The following is a 17,606-nucleotide window of genomic DNA, read 5'->3' as shown; positions in this document are numbered from 1 at the left end:
ATGCTCAAGCCACTGTATGTCTTTGATATGGACGAAACATTAATTAATGCAGATTGCATGATGATATGGCATCAATTTATGGTTGATAAAGGGATTGCTTCTGGGCCGGATTTTTTGCAGGAAGATAAGCGTCTAATGAAGCTATATAGCCAAGGCAAGTTGGATATGAATGATTATCTTCGTTTTTCATTGGAACCATTGGCAAACATAGCTAAACATGAAGTAGAGAAATTGGTCACAGAATGCGTTGAACAGCACATTCTGGACAAACAGTTTGCTCAGTCGAAAATAGTTATTGATAAGCTAAAGCGCAAGAAGATTGATATGGTTATCATCTCTGCGTCGGTGACATTCTTAGTCGAAGTGGTAGGCAATTATCTCGGCATTGAGCATGCGCTGGGTATCGACTTAGTTGAAAACGATCGCTGTTATACGGCAGAAGTCGACGGTGTAGCAAGCTATCGTGAAGGCAAAGTTACTCGTTTAGAACAATGGATAGCTGCACAATCAAACTCTTATTCAGAAGTTCATTTCTTTACCGATTCAATTAACGATCTTCCATTGTGCCAGTATGCAGATTACGCGTATCTGGTAAACCCGTGTTGTCGACTAAAAGAACATGCCAACCAACCAAACTGGCAGGTTTTGAACTGGAGTTAGTAAAGTTTTGCCTGAAATTAAGCCTAAATCGATCAAGCTTTAATGTGTTCCGACAATAGCTCAGCAAGTAGGACTTATAACTCGACAAAGAAAAGGGCACCTGATTCATACTGCTCAAGTGCCCAGCAACACCAAGAGGGGGGAGTGGTGTCTATACTCTAATTTGAGTTTCTTATTAAGCCTTTCCTTCGCTGCCGCACATCCGAATTTTATCGATAACGACTTGCTTCATTGCCGCTTTACCGGGAGTAATGTATTTACGCGGATCATTGGCGGATGGATTTTCTAAGAAATGCCGCTTTATCGCGTCTGAGAATGCAATTTTAAGTTCCGTAGCAATATTGACCTTACAGATCCCTAAATCGATACAACGTCTTACCATTTCTTCAGGCACGCCTGAGGCTCCATGCAATACAAGTGGGATATTCACAACGGAGCGAATTTTTTCTAGTCGTGCAAAGTCGAGTCTCGGTTGCGATTTGTAAAGACCGTGAGCAGTACCAATGGCGACTGCGAGAGAGTCAATGCCAGTGCGTCGCACAAACTCTGCAGCTGAAGCTGGATTGGTCATCATGGCGTCGGCGCTATCGACAATCAAATCATCTTCTTGGCCGCCCAAACGCCCCAATTCAGCTTCAACACTGCCATCGAATCGGCTGCAGTGATCGACTACCGAACGGACAATGTCGATATTTTGATCAAACGCGTAGTGAGAGCCATCAATCATAACTGAACGAATACCATGCTCGACTTTGTTGCGAATATCTTGCTGATCCTCATGGTGATCAAGGTGCAACACCAAGGGCATTGAATATTTTTGCGCTGCTTCTTTGCAGATACTGATCAAGTAGTCGGTGCCAGCATAGTCGTATGTGCCGGGCGTACCGGCCAATATTACAGGTGAGCTTAGCTCAGATGCTGTTTCTGCTATCACTTGTACAGTTTCCAAATTGTGGACATTGAAAGCAGGCACGGCGTAACCGCCTAGTTGAGCGCGTTTCAACATTTCGCGTGAAGAGATTAGATACATATTGACTCCTGATGGGATACACAAAGCGCATCGAATACTAGACGTCCTTTGACCCAAGTTTTTGAAATCGTGAAATCAGAATTTAGCGCCACCATTGAGGCCTGTTTGCCCACGGCTAATGTTCCAAGCTGGTGCTGAAGTCCTAAAGAAGTTGCAGGCGTAAGAGATGCGAGTAACCATGCTCGCTCAAGAGGTAAGTTGAGCCAGCGTTGAATGTTTTGTACTGCCACAGGCATGGTTAATGTGCTGCCAGCCAAACTTCCAGAATCGGTGGTGGCAATGCTATCTTGGACGTTAACGGTGAACTCGCCGAGTTGATACTGTCCATCTGGCATGTGCGTTGCGCACATTGCATCTGTGATTAGCGTTAAACGAGATTGGCAGCAACGGTGAGCAATATCGACGGCAGTGGGGTGCACGTGATGCCCATCAGCAATCATTTCGACAAAGCTGTTGGGGTGGCAGAGTCCAGCGCCGACCACTCCGGGATCTCGGTGATGCAAGCCGCGCATCCCATTGTAGCAATGAACAATTCCATCAGCACCCGCATCCAATGCTGCTTGAACTTGGTCGAAGCTGGCATCACTGTGCCCAAGCATGACTTTAATACCTTGCTGTTTTAGGTAGCGAATCACCTCAAGGGCATTTTTCTTCTCAGGCGCAAGTGCAACTGTGATTAAGGCACCATCGCTGTAAGATATCCAGCTTTCTATCTCTTCAACAGATAGCTCTCTAAACCATTCAGTCGGATGAGCTCCTTTGTTTTTCTCAGTAAAGTAGGGGCCCTCAAGGTAAGCGCCAAGCAGCGCTGCACCTTCGACACCAATGTGTTGGCTTTTTGCCACTTGTTGCAGAGCGGCGCGAACTTTTACCACCGGAGCGGTTACGGTCGTTGCGACAAATCCAGTCACTCCTTGGCTAGCAAAAAAGCGCGACATAGTGTCGAGACTCTCATGACTCGCATCCATCACGTCACATCCTTTTGCGCCGTGAACGTGTGTATCTATCATGCCGGGGAGCAAGCTGACGTTGCCCAAGTCGGTAGTGTCTCGATGCTGACTTTCGTCATAGCGTTCAATATTAGCGATCATGCCGCCTGCCGTAATGGAGACAACGCCGTCATTCAGCCATTGCTGATCGTGTAACACGCGTGCCGCACGAAAGTGTAGAATATTAGATCCCATCTTCTTCTACCGTTACTGGTTTTTCGTTTTGAAGGGCTAATTGCGCCGCGAATGAGGTGATACCTCGGTGGCCACATTCGATGGCTTGATGACTAAATTCAGCGATGGTGAGTTCATCGCGCTCTAGTAGCATTTCAGCGGCCATTTGCATGTTGGTGCCAGTAACGACTTCAATATCTTGGCGCTCTTGGCTTAACATTGAAGCAGTACGAAATGGTGTGCCGCCGAGTAGATCGGTGAGAAAGACAATACCTTCTCCAGAGTCAATTTCTTTAATCGCGGCTCGCATTGCCGATTCTAGCTGAGAGGTGTTCATGTCAACTGGGAAATCGATTGCTTTAAATTGTACTTGTTCGCCAATAACTTGGTTGACCGCTTGTTCAAGGCCAGAAGCAAAAGCACCGTGACCAGATAGTATTACAGCAATCATTTTTGTTCCTTATAGGCTCGACTCTTCGGCCTAGGTTTCAGGTTAACTATTCGAAATGGTGTGTCGCCGAGTAGATCGGTGAGTAAGGCAATACCTTCTCCAGAGTCAATTTCTTCAATCGAGGCTTGCATTGCCGGTTCTAGTTGAGAGGTATTCATGCCAACTGGGTAATCGAACGCTTTAAATTTCATTTGTTCGCTAATAACTTTGTGGAGCGTTTGTCCATGGCCATGCACAAAAGTACCGTGACCAGGTAGTATTACAGCAATCATTTTCGTTCCTTATAGGCTCGACTCTTCGGCCTAGGGGCAGGTTAAGTATTTCTTCACCTGGAGGTTGCTATTGAGCGTTATAAAATGCCCATGAATCTGCCAGCGACACCGACAACTGCAGTGATTACGATTAGGCGTAGTGGGCTCCAGCCACGCTTAATGAGTAGGTACATGGCTATGGTATAAAGTAGTGGTAAGAAGGCAGGCATGAGTTTGTCGAATACGCCAGTCTGCAATTTTACGATGGCGTGACCTGCGTTAATTTCTGCAGTTGTAGAGAGACGAACATAAGTTGCGACCAAAGCGCCAATGACTGTCATTCCGACCATGGAAGCCGCATGGCCGACTTTTTTGGTGTTGGCTTTGATGAGTGGGATTGCAGATACGCCTTTTCGATAAGCGTAGTGAGCTAAACCAAATTGCAGACCAAAGTGAACGGTATTGAAGGCCACAATAAAAAATATCGCACCGAGAATGGAACCTTGTAAGGCTAAATCAGCGGCAATTCCGCCGCAAATTGGCAGAAGTGTCAGCCAGAACATCGCATCACCAATACCGCCCAGTGGAGCGCCCACGGCAATTTTGGTGTTCTGAATACTGCTGATATTCTGCTTAGAACGTTCCATTGCCAAGATGATACCCATGACGAAAGTCACCAAAAATGGATGGGTATTGAAGAATCCCATATGGCCTTGCATTGACTTTGATAAATCGGCTTTGTTGCTGTGGATCTTTTTTAGTGATGGTAGTAGGCCATACAACCAACCTGATGCTTGCATACGTTCGTAATTGAAAGATGCTTGAAGCAGCAATGAACGCCATACCATACGGTTGATATCAGACTTACTTAACTCTGCACCAATGGTTTGATCTTCATATTCATCTTGAGCTACTCCGGGTGCGGGCTCTGTACTGCGGTCATAGGGTTGAATAGTGATGTCGTTATTGACGTTAGATTCCATCTTCAAAGTCCTCAGCTACTGTCGTGGTCGGAGTGGGTTCAGGTTTTCGGTTGAAGTCGATAATGGCCATAGCCGTTGCTGCACTAGCAATGGCTAGTATTGGCAGTTTTAGCCAAGCAGCGGCAACAAACCCAAGAATGAAATAAGGGACATACGCATTTTTCATCATTATTTTCATCAATACGGCAAAGCCAATGGCAGGCATCATTCCGCCAGCAACACCTAATCCGTCAATGAGGTTAGCAGGCAGCATTTTGACAATGGCTCCCGCATGATCTGCGCCAAGATAAATGGGCATAAAGGCGCAGAGGAAGTAGAACGAGCCAAGAACAAGTAGCCCAAGGTAGTTGACGCGTTCAATCCCACGAGTATCGGCATTTCGAGCATATTCGTCGCATTTTGACATTACTGCTGACATGGCAGAGAAAAGGAAAGTGATCCCCATTTGCACGGCGACAGCAAACGGTACGGCGACACCAACGGCAACATCAGGTTTTACGTTGGTGGTAATAGCGAACGTCGTACCCACGATTGTGCCAATAATTACGTTGGGTGGCTGAGCTCCTGCTAGTGGCGCGAGCCCCATCCATACCAGCTCCAGTGTTCCTCCCACTAATATTCCGGTGTGCAGATCGCCTAATATCAACCCAACTAATGGGCCAAGTACCACTGGGCGGTGAAAGTGTGTGAGGCCGTTGAACAAATCAAGGCCTGCGAAGAAGGCTAAGATTCCGAGCAACGTTGCCTGTAAGAGTCCTATTTCCATGAGACTTGTCCTTATTAATGGATAAGAGTGAAGATATCGGTGGCGCTTTCGGTGGGTACACCTTGAACTGTGCAGTTCACGCCAAGGTCTTTGAGTCTTCCAAATTCAGTAATATCGTCTGCATCGACTGACACTGTTTTTGCAATTTGATCTTTGCCCTCGCTGTAATGCATATTTCCGACATTTATTTGGCTGATTGGTACGCCACCTTCAATTAGATGGCGGAAATCTTTTGGAGTACGGCAGACTAATAAAATACGTTGACGATCGGAGGCTTTGTGGATTGTTTCAATCGTTTTTTGTACGCTCCAAAATCGGATAGCGATACCATCAGCCAATACCATTTCCATAAGGCTTTGTTGGATTTCGTCATTAGCCACTTCATCGTTCACAACGACGACGATGTTTGCATTGGCAAAACCTACCCACTGTACGCCTACTTGACCGTGAACGAGGCGCTCATCAATACGACTTAAAACGATATTTGACATTGTGTGGTCCTTTTTAATCAGTTGCTTCTAGATATACCCTTCAAGTATTTTGGGTATAGATATTGTTCTTCTATTAATGGAAAGAGTGAGTTTTAGCGTCAGCTCTTTAATAGTTAATACTTGTTTTCAAATAGATAGCTCTAGTCTTGAATCGAGCCGCTTGCTTCAATGTAATTCGTTTTAAATGGATAAATAGAAACGCCCTGTACGACACGATTGACTTCACCGGTTGGGCATGGGTTATCTGGCCCTAAACCGAGCTGAAGTGATTTTTCAAATGCCAGCATTTGGCAGAAAGCAATGTATGGGAAACATAGCCAGGCATCACCTAGTCCCAGATAGCCCAGTTCAAAGGCATCAGCATCATTAATAGCACTTTCGCTTAGAATAATATGGCGTAAGGTTTGTTGATCATTGTGGAGCTCTGAGTACAAGTCGATATCGTATTGACGGGTATATTCATCACTTGAAAGCATTTGAATAACCAGCGCCTGCTCGTTGATGGTAAATTTCGGGCCATGTCGAAAACCAAGAGAGGAGTCGAATATGGTCATGACTTTGCCCGCGCTCAGTTCCAGAGATTTCAATGAAGCTTCGCGTGCCAGCCCAGTAAAGCCGCCGCTACCAAGTACGATTAAGCGTTGGTAAGGTACTGTGGCGAGATGTTTGATTGATCCAGACCACTGTTCCAACTTGTTTTCGCATAGTTGAGCCGTTGCTTCTATTTGGTTGTGCCATTCGGTTGGCGTTTCATTACCGAGCAAAGTTAACGTAGCCATTAACATGCAGCTAAAACTGGATGTCATGGCGAAGCTTTTATCGTTTGACTTCTCCGGCATGTGCATGCAGTAAGCGTTTGGTGAATTTTCCGCAATACCAGACAGTGCTCCTTCTTGGTTGCACGTCAAAAATAAGTGGTAGCTTTCACTCACGAACTGGTCAACAAGTTTAACGGCGGCGACACTTTCTGGGCTGTTTCCAGAGCGAGCATAAGAAACCAATAGTGTTGGTCGATTTGCGTCTAAATATTGTGTTGGGTTTGAAACTAAGCTGGTAGTAGGGATTGACTCTACTCGGTATTTATTTCCTGTTTGAATAAAGGGTGCAGCAGAGTCGCCAACGAAGGCGGATGTACCAGCACCGGTCAATATAATGCGTAAGTCAGGTCGCTCTAAAAGAGGAGACAGGAATTCACTGACTGATTGGAATTGCTGCTGCAAAATGGTCGAGAGTTCACGCCATAGCATTGGTTGATGGCTAATTTCTTTCGCAGTATGAATGCCGTTGTGTTGCTCAAGCCATTCGCGGTTGTAACCTAAAAATGTTGTCATTAAATGACCTCCTTACTTGCCGCTGTGTTGATATAACAAGCTGAGGAATAGTCTTGTGTGACTTCCATAATCTTGTGAATGACAATATCAGCGGGCGTGTTTTGAATATGTTGTTGTGTAATTGCTTTCGCTTGATTCGGTAGATATTGGCTAATCAGTGTCACGGGTAGTGGATTTTCGGCTAAGTTCTCAAATAGAGTGAGTTGCGCAGCTTGCACTTCTGGTTGTGTCCAGTAGTAACGAATACGATCGCTTAAGCTGTAACTACAATCGAGAAATTGCTGGTGGCCTTTACTTAGGTAATGAGAGCGCCAGTGATCAGGTTGCTCACGCATGACTTGCTCAATGGTTTCTCGTAAGTGGGAAGCATTGCGTGTGCCTAGCCATTCTTTTTCAGCGCGCTCCAACCCGTATAAAGCTTCACGCAATGCGAAAGTTAGGGCCGGGCCCACTTTCAAAATGGCAAAGTGGTCTTTCACTAATTGTTGGTAGGCTTCTGGAGTTTGGTAATCGGTCGAGTGCGCTTCAAAGACGAGGTAAGGTTGGCTCTCAATCACTTTGCATAGTTTTTGTGTTTGGGCGCTTTGATAGTGATGAACTGAGTGATGGTCAAATTCAACACCGGGCTGAACCACCAATCCAATAACGCGAGGCCAAACATAGGCGAGGCCAAATTCAGTAAAAGCGTGATGATGAGCTTCTAATGTTGATATTGCTTCTTCGGGTTTAGTGATCTCTAGGCCTAGCGATAGCGATTCCAATGCACCACCAGGAGTGGGTACTTCAGTCCCAATGACGTATACAGGTGCTTCTCCCTTGCTGGCTTGCCAAGCGTTCTCTGCAACAAGACATAACCTAGCAGCGCGCTCCGCCATTATTGTTTCACTTAATGGCTCGACATCATCAGCGCAAGACATTGAGCAATCAAGATGAATCTTTTTAAACCCAGCACTGACATAGTCATGGATCATTTGTTCGGAATGCGCCATCGCTTCTTTTGCTGGAAGGTGCTGCCAGCAGTTCGGACCTAAATGGTCACCGCCGAGCACAATATTGGATGCTGGAAATTGGAGCTTTTTTGCCAAGCTAAATACGCGCTGTGCAAAATCTTTAGGCGTCATACCCGTGTATCCGCCAAATTGATTGACTTGATTGGAAGTTGCTTCGATCAATACTAGTTGGTTGTCCTGAGCGGCTTGTTTGATTGCGGCTTCAATAACCAAAGGATGTGCAGAACAAACGGAATAAATCCCAACCGATTTTCCTTGTTTATGTTTTTTTATGAGTGAGAGTAGAGACTTCATAGGGTTTCCTAATTTATGGTTTGTTCAGCGATGATGACTTCTACACCACTCTCAAGCAGAGATTGGTGAGTAGTACTAGGAATGTGGCTATCAGTGACCAGAATGTCGATTTGATTGACCGCTCGGATCATGCAAAAACTCTTGCGACCAAACTTAGTTGAATCAGTGACAGCAATAACTTTCCGAGCGGCGTTACACATTGCTCGGTTAATTTGCGCTTCGTAATTGTCGGGTGTCGTAATGCCTGCGATTAAGTCGAAGCCATCAACGCCAAGGAACAGTTTGTCAAAAAGGTAAGAACGGATTTGTTGTTCGCCATGGCTGCCAATTAGTGAACAAGCAGTCCGGCGCAGTGTGCCACCTATAACATGCAAATTAACGTTGTCGTAACTACTCAGTTGATATGCAGTATTGAGAGCGTTAGTCATGACAACTAGTTGCTGTTTTTGTGTGAGATACTGTGGCATGAGACTAATGGTTGATCCGGAGTCCAAAATAATGGCATCACCGTCATCAATGAGTTCAGCTGCGGCTTTCGCGATACTCAGCTTTATGTTGCGATTGATTTGATCTTTGTGGCATAGAGGTTGGTCGAAAGCAAAATTTGGATTGAGTCGGGCACCGCCGTAGCAGCGGGTTACGCAACCTTCTTTTTCCAACAGGTTGAGGTCATGGCGAATAGTAACCGCAGACACGTTAAATAAGTGGACAAAGTCATCAACTTTACCAGAGCTGTTCTGATGAATGTGCAGCATTATTTTTTGTCTTCGCTCTGTGCTTGTCATATTCAAACCTAACCTTTCGTTATCTTTCGTTTTTTCTTGCTCGAAAGTGCTTCGATATCGTTTGGTTGGTATTAGAACAGGACGTATAAAACAAAAATGCGAGTCACGTCACGCTTGGTTGTCTTTCGGTTTTTGCGGGTGAAACCTTTCATTTTGATTAAAACGAAAGGTTTGTTCTTTCACTGGTGATCAGGGATCTGGAACAAAACCTATGTGGGGGTTCGATCTGGTGACATGAAGACTGAAAGTAGTGGAGTTCAGAGGAGAGCGAACGGAATTTCGAAACGTAAACCGCTCTAGATCACACTTTGATATTTTTGCATGATAATAAGGTCAACATCGTTGGGAGAGGTTTTCTTATCATGACGGGTCTACAAGGGGAAACTGACCTTTGAGTTGTATTTTGCAGTGGCTTAAAATTAGTCAACAATACGAACGTCGACACCTAGTTCGGTAAGTGCTGTGAGGTAACTTTGTGGAATGCCTCGGTCAGTGATCAGCACATCAATTTGTTCAGGGCGAGTAATTAAGCAAAAGCTTTGACGATTAAACTTGGATGAATCAGTTACAGCAATAACCATTTGAGCAGCCTCAACCATTTTACGGTTGATATCTGCTTCACCTTGATGTGGTGTGGTGATCCCAGAGTCGATATCAAAACCGTCGACGCCTAGAAACAGTTTATCAAAACGAAATCCCGCCAGCAGTTCTTCTCCGGTGCTGCCATGTAGTGAGTAAGAGCCTTCACGCATCGTGCCTCCACTGACCATCACCTCAATATCTGGGTGGTTGGCAAGTTGATAGGCGATATGAATTCCGTTCGTCATGACGGTAAGGTGTTTTTTATCTTGTAGGTGGTGGGTAATTTGCTCGGTGGTTGATCCAGAGTCCAAGATCAGCTTATCCCCATCATCAATGAGTGATGCAGCATAAGTGGCAATAGCGGATTTCACATGACTATTTATTTGTTTCTTGTCTTTAAGTGGTTTGTCAAAAGCAAATTGCCTATTGATCAAAGCACCACCATAACAGCGGGTGACACAGCCCTGTTTTTCGAGATAATTGAGATCATTACGTATAGTGACTTCAGACACGGAGTATTGTTTTGCAAAAGAATTCACATCACCTTTTTGATGCGTTTGAATATGCAGAAGAATAGCTTCACGTCGCTGGGCTGTTGTAGTCATATTTAGGTAGGCATAAAAAATGATGTCGTCATTCTAGCAATATCTGGATGGATATACTCTTCTTAATTGAAGGTACAGCTTTGTGGCCACTTGCTTGTCGGTCTATTGAGCGGATAATTTGGGTTAGCTTGTATTTAGCAAGAAGTTCGGAACAACTCCTTTTTCTTCAAGTGTCTTAAAGGCCATTTGAAAGCGTTCGACTAGCTTAGATTCAGTATCTTTATGGAAAGCAAAGTATCCGTCCTGGTTTTTAGTAGATGAAGCATTTACGTATATTGATTTAAAATCGCTCTCTTCATAGCCAAGTGTTTTGATGTAATAGAAGGTTTGAAAGTGCTTGTAGTAAATTGCAGCAACCCTGTTGGCAACCAGCATTTGTAATAAAGAGCTGCCTGAGTTTAATCGATGCAATTTTTCTTCTTGTCCTCCATTCTCTAAAAAAATCTCTTCGCTAATGTCTCTGTTGATGATACCGATAGACTGTTTGCAGAAAAAGCTATTGACTTGGTTCATTGTGGAAATCGGTGATTGAATATCCTTTTTAACCGTTAAGACTAGACGGTTATTGGCTTTGATAGGGCCAACCCACTGGAAACCTAACTTTTCACGGCTTTTAGGCTTAGCGTTAGAAAACAGGGCCGTGCCAGAGCGATGCTCTAAGTAATTCATGCCTCTCGCCCATGGTAAAACTTGGATTGCGCTCCTCGTTTCATCTGTCTCGAGTTCTGCCCATATGGCTTCGAGTAAGTCGATATAAAAGCCTTTAACCTCACCATTTTCTGTATAGCTCCAGGGAGGAAACTCTTCAGTTACCCATGTGGTCATCCCAAGATTGATCTTGAGCTTTTGTGGGATACGTTGAATATGAGTAACAAGGCAATGATGAGTCGGAGCATTAATCCTACGCTAGTTTTATAACGACATAATATCAGTGTAGTCGTGATCCTAACCCTTTAGGGCAAATATTCTAACTGTGACTTGTATTCTAATTTGCTTCGTCTATATGTTTAAGAACCAGCAATTTTGCTCCATGGAGGAATCAAACGTATGTGGCGATCCAGTGTTCTCATATTTGGGTTATTGATATTTAAAGTAGTGCAAGCTGAACCTATCGATATCAGTGAACTCAAGGAAGAATATATTAGACCTGAATCGATTCCATTCCCAGAAGATAACCCTTATTCGGAAGCAAAGCTAGTATTGGGAAAGGCACTGTACTTTGACCCTAGATTGTCGGACTCAGGAACCCAGTCTTGTGCGACATGCCATAACCCAAGTTTTTCATGGGGTGATGGAATGGGCCTTGGAGTCGGGCATCAACACTAAAAGCTGGGTCGAAAGTCTCCAACTATTCTAAACCTCGCTTGGGATGAAATTTACATGTGGGACGGCCGGAAAGATACCTTGGAAGAACAAGCGTTAGGCCCCATGGAGTCAGCCGCAGAGATGAATTTGGATATGGAACAATTACCTATTATTTTAGGTAATATACCCGGCTATGCCGTCCTGTTTAAAGAAGCGTTTCCGAACCAATCCGATCCTATTTCAGCGAAGAACGTAGCTAAGGCCATAGCCACTTTTGAACGTACCGTTGTCTCAGGTGAAGCCCCATTCGATCGCTGGATTAAAGGTGACGAAGCAGCTCTTTCTGATGAAGAAAAGCAAGGCTTTATTGTATTTAACTCCAAGGGTGGTTGCGCGGGTTGTCACTCTGGCTGGGCTTTTTCGGATAGTAGTTTTCATGATATTGGACTTTCATCGGAAGATATTGGACGAGGTAAGTTGCTGCCAAAAATAGAGAAAATGCAGTTTGCATTTAAAACTGTAGGGTTAAGAAATATCGCTCTTCGTGCACCTTATATGCATGATGGATCAATTGAAACTCTTGAAGGTGTCGTTGACCACTACAACTCTAAGTTTATTCGGCGTCCAAGTCTCTCTGATGAAATAGAGCCATTGAACCTCACCAACGAAGAGAAAAAACAATTAGTCGCGTTCTTGAAAACATTAACCAGCCCGGATGAAGGTGTTTCGGTGCCTGTGTTACCAAGGTAAAGGTTGAGGCAACCATGAAAATTATCATATCGTTAATTATTTCTTTATTTTCAGCTGGTTTATTGGCTGCCACAGACGTTATTGAAGGCGAGCAAGCCAGAGTCAGCTATGAAGCTGCGCAAGATGGTTCACTCGCATTGATTCAAAAAAGAAAAACGTTCTATTTAAAACAGCCTGATCAGAAGAAATTAAAAAGAAAGCCGACGGAAATCACTGTCAAAGCAGGTGAGGTTATATACATACTCAATAGTGAGAAAAAAATCACCCACAATATATATGACGAAAGTGATGAGTCTTGGGTTTTAACTGCTCAAGAGCCCGGTGATATTGCAGCTGTAACTTTTAATGATAAAGGTGAACACAACCTAAAATGTGCCATTCACCCGAAAATGAAACTAAAGCTGATAGTAGAGTAGCTTATGATTAAGCTGACGATAAAGAAAACCCTAATACTAAGCTTCCTCGTCATATTTTTCTTAATATTGGCTGTTTCTATATATTCTCTAACTTCGTTTATTAAGCTTGGTAAATATGTTGAGAATATATACCAAGGACCTCTACAAACAATTAGTTATTCTCGTTCAGCGCAAGTCAACTTTGGTTTAATGAGAAATGCCTATCTTACGATTAAGGCAAATGATGGAGAGATTGACGAAGAAGAGATGATTGATCTCATGGCAGAGTATTATGAAATCGGAATTGAAGATCTAGGGGTTGTTGAAGAATGGTCAAAGGAACAAAAATCCCTTGTTTTAATGAAGGAGATTATAGATCTCTCGACTCAGATTTATGACTCTCTTTCGGCAAGTATAGATGGAGAAGGAATCGATAATGCTTTGCTGACAGAGCAGTTTGATGAGTTGAATGAATCCTGTGAATTATTGGTTGAGTATGAGGCGACTTACGGATTCCGGTTTGTTCAATCGGTAGGTGTGGAAGTGCAGAAGACACCCATGGTATTTGGAACGATATTTTCTCTATCGTTGGTACTCATAATACTCCTCGCTTATTATGTTGTTCGCTCAATAAACAAACCACTGAAACACCTTGTTCATAAATTGAGTTTACTATCGTCTGGTGACTTAACTCAAGTCCCGACGGTGTCGAAAAAAGGTGATGAGTTTAGTGTCATTTCACAAAGCATTAGAAGCTTAATCGTTGCCATTGAAAATATTATTGTCTCTATTAAAAGCAATGTGTTGAACCTTAACGAAAAGTCAGAAGATATATTATGTCACTCGACCAACACTAAAGAGTCAGTGACCGAGCAGAAAAGTCTTGCTAATCAAACCTCAGACACAATGAAAATTGCGCAGGATAATACTCATGAGGTGCTTGATTGCATCTCTGAATCTGTTAGCGATCTAAGGCAAGCATCAGAATCAGCAGAACAAGGTAAAGTTGTTGTTGCTGATACAGTTTCGAATGTAAAAGTGTTGTCTGAGCAATTTGATCTCGTTTCAGCACAAATAGTCGAATTAGAGTCTGATGTAGAGGGTGTCAATCTCATATTAGAGGCCATTAAAACCATAGCTGATCAAACTAATTTGCTAGCGCTTAATGCAGCAATTGAAGCGGCGAGGGCTGGAGAACAAGGAAGAGGTTTTGCGGTGGTAGCAGATGAGGTGAGAACGCTTTCCAATAGAACTCAAGAGTCGACCAGCCAAATTCATGAAGTATTGGATCGTTTGCAAACCAGCTCTAAAAATGCGATTCAAGCGATGAAGGAAGGAGCAGTGCATACACAAAATACTTACTCAAAAGTGAATCAAGTTGGCGATACATTTTCTGTTATTAACTCCAACGTTGGTAACTTAATGGTCAAAATGAGTAACATTGAAGATAAAACTGCAATTCAACAGGAGACAATAAACAACCTAGATTCTTTGGTTAGAAAGATTACGGGAATCTCTGAATCAACATTAACCAATGCTGAGAAAACATCACTAAAAAGTCATGAACTTAGTGATATCGCTCATCAGCTTAATGACCTAGTATCAAAATTTAAATCTGACAAAGATAACGAGGGGCAAATTTTTTAAAACTCTTGCTGATAGGATAAAGCTTGTAGCTTGAAGAGGTAGTTAAAATTTAGTACTCAACAATGGCTGTGAATTTTACGCCAAATAAAGAATTCTAATTTCATTATTGTAACGACCGGTGTAGTGTGGTTGTTTCTACTATGTATCTATAAAAAGATGCTACTTCACGAACTAGCGTCTTTATTCATCTTTACCTGAAACTATTGGCCTCCGAGGCTATACCGAGCTAGCTCCAATTCAATTCCGTGCCTTCCCTTGGTATTGTCGGGTAAATACTTGTTTGCAGTGGAGCTGGCGGATATAGGTAAACAGTAAGTGTTGTTCTGCCCATTGTGGAAATGCTAAGTGAAGGCAAAACATAGCGTAAAACGCATCTGTCCACCAACCTTAACACCGAATCGCAAACTGGCGATTCTACTTCATAGCAGAATTACTGATTACAATAAGCTCCTAAATCTCACACCTGTGTGTATGGTGGGATGAGTGAAAAGTCTCAGAAGCAACTGCTCATTGAAACTATCAATAGCACCAACTGTTCACTCGTTGATAGCCTTTCAATGCTAACTCTTTTCGGCTCCTTCCATAAAGAGTACTGAAGCTTCAACCCGGTTACGTCCAGAGTTCTTTGCTTTGTAAAGGGCTGTGTCTGCCGCTTCATAGAGCTGTTCAATTTCGTAATTCGATGCATTGGTGGTTACCAAACCAAATGATGCTGTCACTACAGATGCGACACAACTGTGTTTGTGCTCGATCTGAAGGTGCTCAATGGCTGCTCTTAGTCTCTCGACAAATGCTGCAGCTTCTTCGGGGGATAGGCTAGAGAAAATAATACCAAACTCCTCACCGCCGAGCCTGAAACAATAGTCGGATGCTCGATGACAATGTGATTTTAAAGTTTTGGCAATATCAATCAGCTGGCTATCACCATTGTGATGACCATAGTTATCGTTGTATTGTTTGAAACTGTCCACGTCCAGAATGACAAAGCTAAGCCAATCATTGCTGCGTTGCGCTCTGCGAATTTCATCTGGCAACACTTTGTTGTAGTGACGTCGATTATAGAGGCCTGTCAGAGGGTCGGTGATAGATAGCTTCTCTATTTTTTTCTTTTCTTGTCGCAATTGCTCTTCAATGACTTTTCGCTCAGCAATTTCACTATTTAATTTGAGATTTAGGTTCGATAGTTTTTTAGTCCAGTAACTGAGGAATACTAATAGCACTATAGATATAGCGATAACCTTCCAGACCAAGCTGTAATCAAAGCCATGGTCATACCGCAACGTTACCCAACGGGAATAGATGATATTTTTTTCGTTTTCCGAAAGTGAATCTAGCGCTTTTTGCAAAATAGTATGCAGTATTGGCCAATCACTGCGTACTGCCATGCTGAGATCGAAATGGTAAGGAGTAGCGCCTGAAATTTTTAAATGGGTGAATCCATCACGTCTTATCACATAGTTGGCTGTCGCGATATTGCCAACATAGGCTTTCACTTTGCCAGAGGATACTGCCTCTAGGGCTTCTGAAACGGTTTTGGCTTCAAATAACTTAATTCTAGGATGGTTTTCTCGTAGCATTTCATGAGAAGCGTACCCTTTTACAATGGCAACTTCCGCATCGTTTAACGCATCAATATCACCAATAAAAGGGATATCTTGGTTAGTAATGATCATCATTGGAAAGCTGAGATACGGGCGCGTGAACTTCAAATAACTTTTGCGCTCAGGAGTAATTGCTAGAGCGGGATACATATCTAGCTCTCTGCGTTTAGCTGCCTCAACAACCTCTGACCAACTCATATTGATGCTAGGGCGTAATTCAACACCAAGTCGCTCGGCTACTAGCTTGATATAGTCTGCTGACATGCCTTGATAAACCCCTAACTCATTAACAAATTCAAATGGGGGCCAATCTATATCGATAGCCAATCGAAAGGTGTCGTGTTGTTTCAACCACTGTAGCTCTTCTTCGGTTAGCTTGAGTGCTTTAGTGTTTTGATAGTGAGTATCGAGGAGATATTTAATACTGAAGTTGTATAGTTGCTCTGAGTTTCGCTCTTTCGAGAGTTCATTGAAGTCAATACGTTGCCAATTATCATCCGTGAAGCTTTGGAACATTTTGATGTTTTGGTGAGTAATTGGATACATTTGTGTGTGAAATTGAGTCGACTCGGAAACAAAGTCGTTTCCCTGAAGGTAATCTTTTAGTAGCACTATTCCCCATGCTGCTTCAGTGAAATGGCCGCCGACCGAAATATAGTTGGGCTGTTTTTTGATTGTTTGTAGGGCTTCAGGTTGCCAATCGATACTACCGACGAGAATAGTATCTTTTGGCAAGGAGAGCTCTTCAATTGCATCTTTCACCCCTAGGCCAAGGTTATCTGAAGCTGCCCAGACCATATTTATCTCAGGGTGTTTGCGATAATACTCCATAAACTGATGTTTCGATTCACTGCGGCTCCAATTCACACCAGCCTCAGTTTCAGCGACAATAGAGATATTCGGGTTATGTTTGATGAATTGATGTAGCCCTTGGTTTCGTTGCTGGGCAGAAATTTCCTTCATATTGCCATTAATGACCAGCATGTTGATCTGTTCGAGTTTGCGCTTTTTCGCTTTAAGTAAAAGTTGCTCTGCTAAATGTACCCCAGCTTCTTCATCATCTGGGGTGACACTACCAACCCAGTATTGATATTTTGTGCGGGGAATCAGGTCACGAGAAGTGAATACTGAGTTGTACAAGATACTCGGAACTTTATAGCGCTCGGTTATGGCAAGGATCTGCTCTCCGATCTGCTCGTAGTTCATAAATAGGACGCCATCGATTCCCTGCTGGCAGGCTTTTCGACTTGTCGCAACATGATCTGAGTTTGATTGTCTGCGCTATAGACTTTAAGGGTTACGCCAAGATCATTGGCTGCGGCTTGGGCAAATTCTACTTGAGATTTCCAGAACGGTGTCTCACTACGCGGAATAAACAGCGCAAATTCCATAGCGATGGCTTGCATGGGTATCAATAGGTAGAGAACCAGCGTTGTGAGAGTCTTCATCATCACCGTAAGAACGACCGTTTTTGAAAAGTATAGCAGCAATATATTGGTCTAAATT

17 protein-coding genes and 1 pseudogene are annotated in these 17,606 nt (G+C 43.4%); 4 read left to right on the top strand and 14 right to left on the bottom strand.

What is annotated here, in order from left to right:
• Positions 1-660: an HAD family hydrolase gene (locus tag L7A31_RS04975; RefSeq protein WP_237360396.1), complete on the top strand. Its 660-nt coding sequence runs from the start codon at positions 1-3 to the stop codon at positions 658-660.
• A gap of 175 nt (positions 661-835) precedes the next feature.
• On the opposite strand, the gene L7A31_RS04970 is transcribed toward L7A31_RS04975, so the two are convergent.
• The 12 genes from L7A31_RS04970 to L7A31_RS04915 all read right to left on the bottom strand — a co-directional run bounded on the left by L7A31_RS04970 (position 836) and on the right by L7A31_RS04915 (position 11,227).
• Positions 836-1,690, bottom strand: a complete 855-nt coding sequence (locus tag L7A31_RS04970) for a tagatose bisphosphate family class II aldolase (protein ID WP_237360395.1) — start codon at positions 1,688-1,690, stop codon at positions 836-838.
• Entirely contained in the window at positions 1,681-2,874 is a 1,194-nt protein-coding gene (gene nagA, locus L7A31_RS04965; protein ID WP_237360394.1) for an N-acetylglucosamine-6-phosphate deacetylase, read from the bottom strand. Before nagA ends, L7A31_RS04970 begins: the two co-directional genes overlap by 10 nt.
• Entirely contained in the window at positions 2,864-3,304 is a 441-nt protein-coding gene (gene agaF, locus L7A31_RS04960; protein ID WP_237360393.1) for a PTS galactosamine/N-acetylgalactosamine transporter subunit IIA, read from the bottom strand. Before agaF ends, nagA begins: the two co-directional genes overlap by 11 nt.
• Positions 3,301-3,576, bottom strand: coding sequence for a PTS sugar transporter subunit IIA domain-containing protein (locus L7A31_RS04955; protein ID WP_237360392.1), 276 nt, complete (start codon positions 3,574-3,576; stop codon positions 3,301-3,303). Before L7A31_RS04955 ends, agaF begins: the two co-directional genes overlap by 4 nt.
• 77 nt (positions 3,577-3,653) lie before the next feature.
• Complete coding sequence (gene agaE, locus L7A31_RS04950) at positions 3,654-4,538, bottom strand: PTS N-acetylgalactosamine transporter subunit IID (protein WP_237360391.1); 885 nt, start codon at positions 4,536-4,538, stop codon at positions 3,654-3,656.
• Positions 4,528-5,304 carry a PTS N-acetylgalactosamine transporter subunit IIC gene (gene agaW, locus L7A31_RS04945; protein ID WP_237360390.1) on the bottom strand — a complete coding sequence of 259 codons (777 nt, stop codon included), beginning with the start codon at positions 5,302-5,304 and terminating at the stop codon, positions 4,528-4,530. The genes agaE and agaW overlap by 11 nt, the downstream gene beginning before the upstream one ends.
• A gap of 14 nt (positions 5,305-5,318) precedes the next feature.
• Positions 5,319-5,795: a PTS N-acetylgalactosamine transporter subunit IIB gene (gene agaV, locus L7A31_RS04940; RefSeq protein ID WP_237360389.1), complete on the bottom strand. Its 477-nt coding sequence runs from the start codon at positions 5,793-5,795 to the stop codon at positions 5,319-5,321.
• A 140-nt stretch (positions 5,796-5,935) separates the two neighbouring features.
• Positions 5,936-7,126 carry an SIS domain-containing protein gene (locus L7A31_RS04935; RefSeq protein ID WP_237360388.1) on the bottom strand — a complete coding sequence of 397 codons (1,191 nt, stop codon included), beginning with the start codon at positions 7,124-7,126 and terminating at the stop codon, positions 5,936-5,938.
• Positions 7,126-8,430, bottom strand: a complete 1,305-nt coding sequence (locus tag L7A31_RS04930; RefSeq protein ID WP_237360387.1) for a D-tagatose-bisphosphate aldolase, class II, non-catalytic subunit — start codon at positions 8,428-8,430, stop codon at positions 7,126-7,128. The genes L7A31_RS04935 and L7A31_RS04930 overlap by 1 nt, the downstream gene beginning before the upstream one ends.
• A gap of 8 nt (positions 8,431-8,438) precedes the next feature.
• Positions 8,439-9,215, bottom strand: a complete 777-nt coding sequence (gene agaR / locus L7A31_RS04925; protein WP_237360386.1) for a transcriptional repressor AgaR — start codon at positions 9,213-9,215, stop codon at positions 8,439-8,441.
• A gap of 419 nt (positions 9,216-9,634) precedes the next feature.
• Complete coding sequence (gene agaR, locus L7A31_RS04920; RefSeq protein WP_237360385.1) at positions 9,635-10,402, bottom strand: transcriptional repressor AgaR; 768 nt, start codon at positions 10,400-10,402, stop codon at positions 9,635-9,637.
• A 123-nt stretch (positions 10,403-10,525) separates the two neighbouring features.
• Positions 10,526-11,227, bottom strand: coding sequence for a substrate-binding periplasmic protein (locus tag L7A31_RS04915; protein ID WP_237360384.1), 702 nt, complete (start codon positions 11,225-11,227; stop codon positions 10,526-10,528).
• A 222-nt stretch (positions 11,228-11,449) separates the two neighbouring features.
• Between L7A31_RS04915 and L7A31_RS04910 the strand changes: the two are divergent.
• The 3 genes and pseudogenes from L7A31_RS04910 to L7A31_RS04900 all read left to right on the top strand — a co-directional run bounded on the left by L7A31_RS04910 (position 11,450) and on the right by L7A31_RS04900 (position 14,499).
• Positions 11,450-12,457, top strand: a pseudogene (locus L7A31_RS04910) (cytochrome-c peroxidase).
• Between the two features lie 14 nt (positions 12,458-12,471).
• Complete coding sequence (locus L7A31_RS04905; RefSeq protein WP_237360383.1) at positions 12,472-12,873, top strand: cupredoxin domain-containing protein; 402 nt, start codon at positions 12,472-12,474, stop codon at positions 12,871-12,873.
• A gap of 3 nt (positions 12,874-12,876) precedes the next feature.
• Positions 12,877-14,499 (top strand): methyl-accepting chemotaxis protein, encoded by a 1,623-nt coding sequence (locus L7A31_RS04900; protein ID WP_237360382.1) that lies wholly within the window; start codon positions 12,877-12,879, stop codon positions 14,497-14,499.
• Positions 14,500-15,059: 560 nt separating this feature from the next.
• On the opposite strand, the gene L7A31_RS04895 is transcribed toward L7A31_RS04900, so the two are convergent.
• The gene (locus L7A31_RS04895) at positions 15,060-17,306 is read right to left on the bottom strand and encodes a diguanylate cyclase (protein ID WP_354003805.1); all 2,247 of its coding nucleotides are present in this window, start codon (positions 17,304-17,306) and stop codon (positions 15,060-15,062) included.
• Complete coding sequence (locus L7A31_RS04890; protein ID WP_237360381.1) at positions 17,303-17,551, bottom strand: hypothetical protein; 249 nt, start codon at positions 17,549-17,551, stop codon at positions 17,303-17,305. Before L7A31_RS04890 ends, L7A31_RS04895 begins: the two co-directional genes overlap by 4 nt.
• Positions 17,552-17,606 lie beyond the last annotated feature (55 nt).

Source organism: Vibrio marisflavi CECT 7928 (assembly GCF_921294215.1).
Classification (GTDB): domain Bacteria; phylum Pseudomonadota; class Gammaproteobacteria; order Enterobacterales; family Vibrionaceae; genus Vibrio; species Vibrio marisflavi.
Note: the sequence above shows the minus strand (reverse complement) of the source record. Positions and strands in the feature narration are given on the sequence as shown.

Coding starts and splice junctions, on each gene's coding strand:
- L7A31_RS04975 (WP_237360396.1), top strand. CDS start 1: ATGCTCAAGCCACTGTATGTCTTTGATATGGACGAAACATTAATTAAT.
- L7A31_RS04970 (WP_237360395.1), bottom strand. CDS start 1,690: ATGTATCTAATCTCTTCACGCGAAATGTTGAAACGCGCTCAACTAGGC.
- nagA (WP_237360394.1), bottom strand. CDS start 2,874: ATGGGATCTAATATTCTACACTTTCGTGCGGCACGCGTGTTACACGAT.
- agaF (WP_237360393.1), bottom strand. CDS start 3,304: ATGATTGCTGTAATACTATCTGGTCACGGTGCTTTTGCTTCTGGCCTT.
- L7A31_RS04955 (WP_237360392.1), bottom strand. CDS start 3,576: ATGATTGCTGTAATACTACCTGGTCACGGTACTTTTGTGCATGGCCAT.
- agaE (WP_237360391.1), bottom strand. CDS start 4,538: ATGGAATCTAACGTCAATAACGACATCACTATTCAACCCTATGACCGC.
- agaW (WP_237360390.1), bottom strand. CDS start 5,304: ATGGAAATAGGACTCTTACAGGCAACGTTGCTCGGAATCTTAGCCTTC.
- agaV (WP_237360389.1), bottom strand. CDS start 5,795: ATGTCAAATATCGTTTTAAGTCGTATTGATGAGCGCCTCGTTCACGGT.
- L7A31_RS04935 (WP_237360388.1), bottom strand. CDS start 7,126: ATGACAACATTTTTAGGTTACAACCGCGAATGGCTTGAGCAACACAAC.
- L7A31_RS04930 (WP_237360387.1), bottom strand. CDS start 8,430: ATGAAGTCTCTACTCTCACTCATAAAAAAACATAAACAAGGAAAATCG.
- agaR (WP_237360386.1), bottom strand. CDS start 9,215: ATGACAAGCACAGAGCGAAGACAAAAAATAATGCTGCACATTCATCAG.
- agaR (WP_237360385.1), bottom strand. CDS start 10,402: ATGACTACAACAGCCCAGCGACGTGAAGCTATTCTTCTGCATATTCAA.
- L7A31_RS04915 (WP_237360384.1), bottom strand. CDS start 11,227: ATGACCACATGGGTAACTGAAGAGTTTCCTCCCTGGAGCTATACAGAA.
- L7A31_RS04905 (WP_237360383.1), top strand. CDS start 12,472: ATGAAAATTATCATATCGTTAATTATTTCTTTATTTTCAGCTGGTTTA.
- L7A31_RS04900 (WP_237360382.1), top strand. CDS start 12,877: ATGATTAAGCTGACGATAAAGAAAACCCTAATACTAAGCTTCCTCGTC.
- L7A31_RS04895 (WP_354003805.1), bottom strand. CDS start 17,306: ATGAACTACGAGCAGATCGGAGAGCAGATCCTTGCCATAACCGAGCGC.
- L7A31_RS04890 (WP_237360381.1), bottom strand. CDS start 17,551: ATGATGAAGACTCTCACAACGCTGGTTCTCTACCTATTGATACCCATG.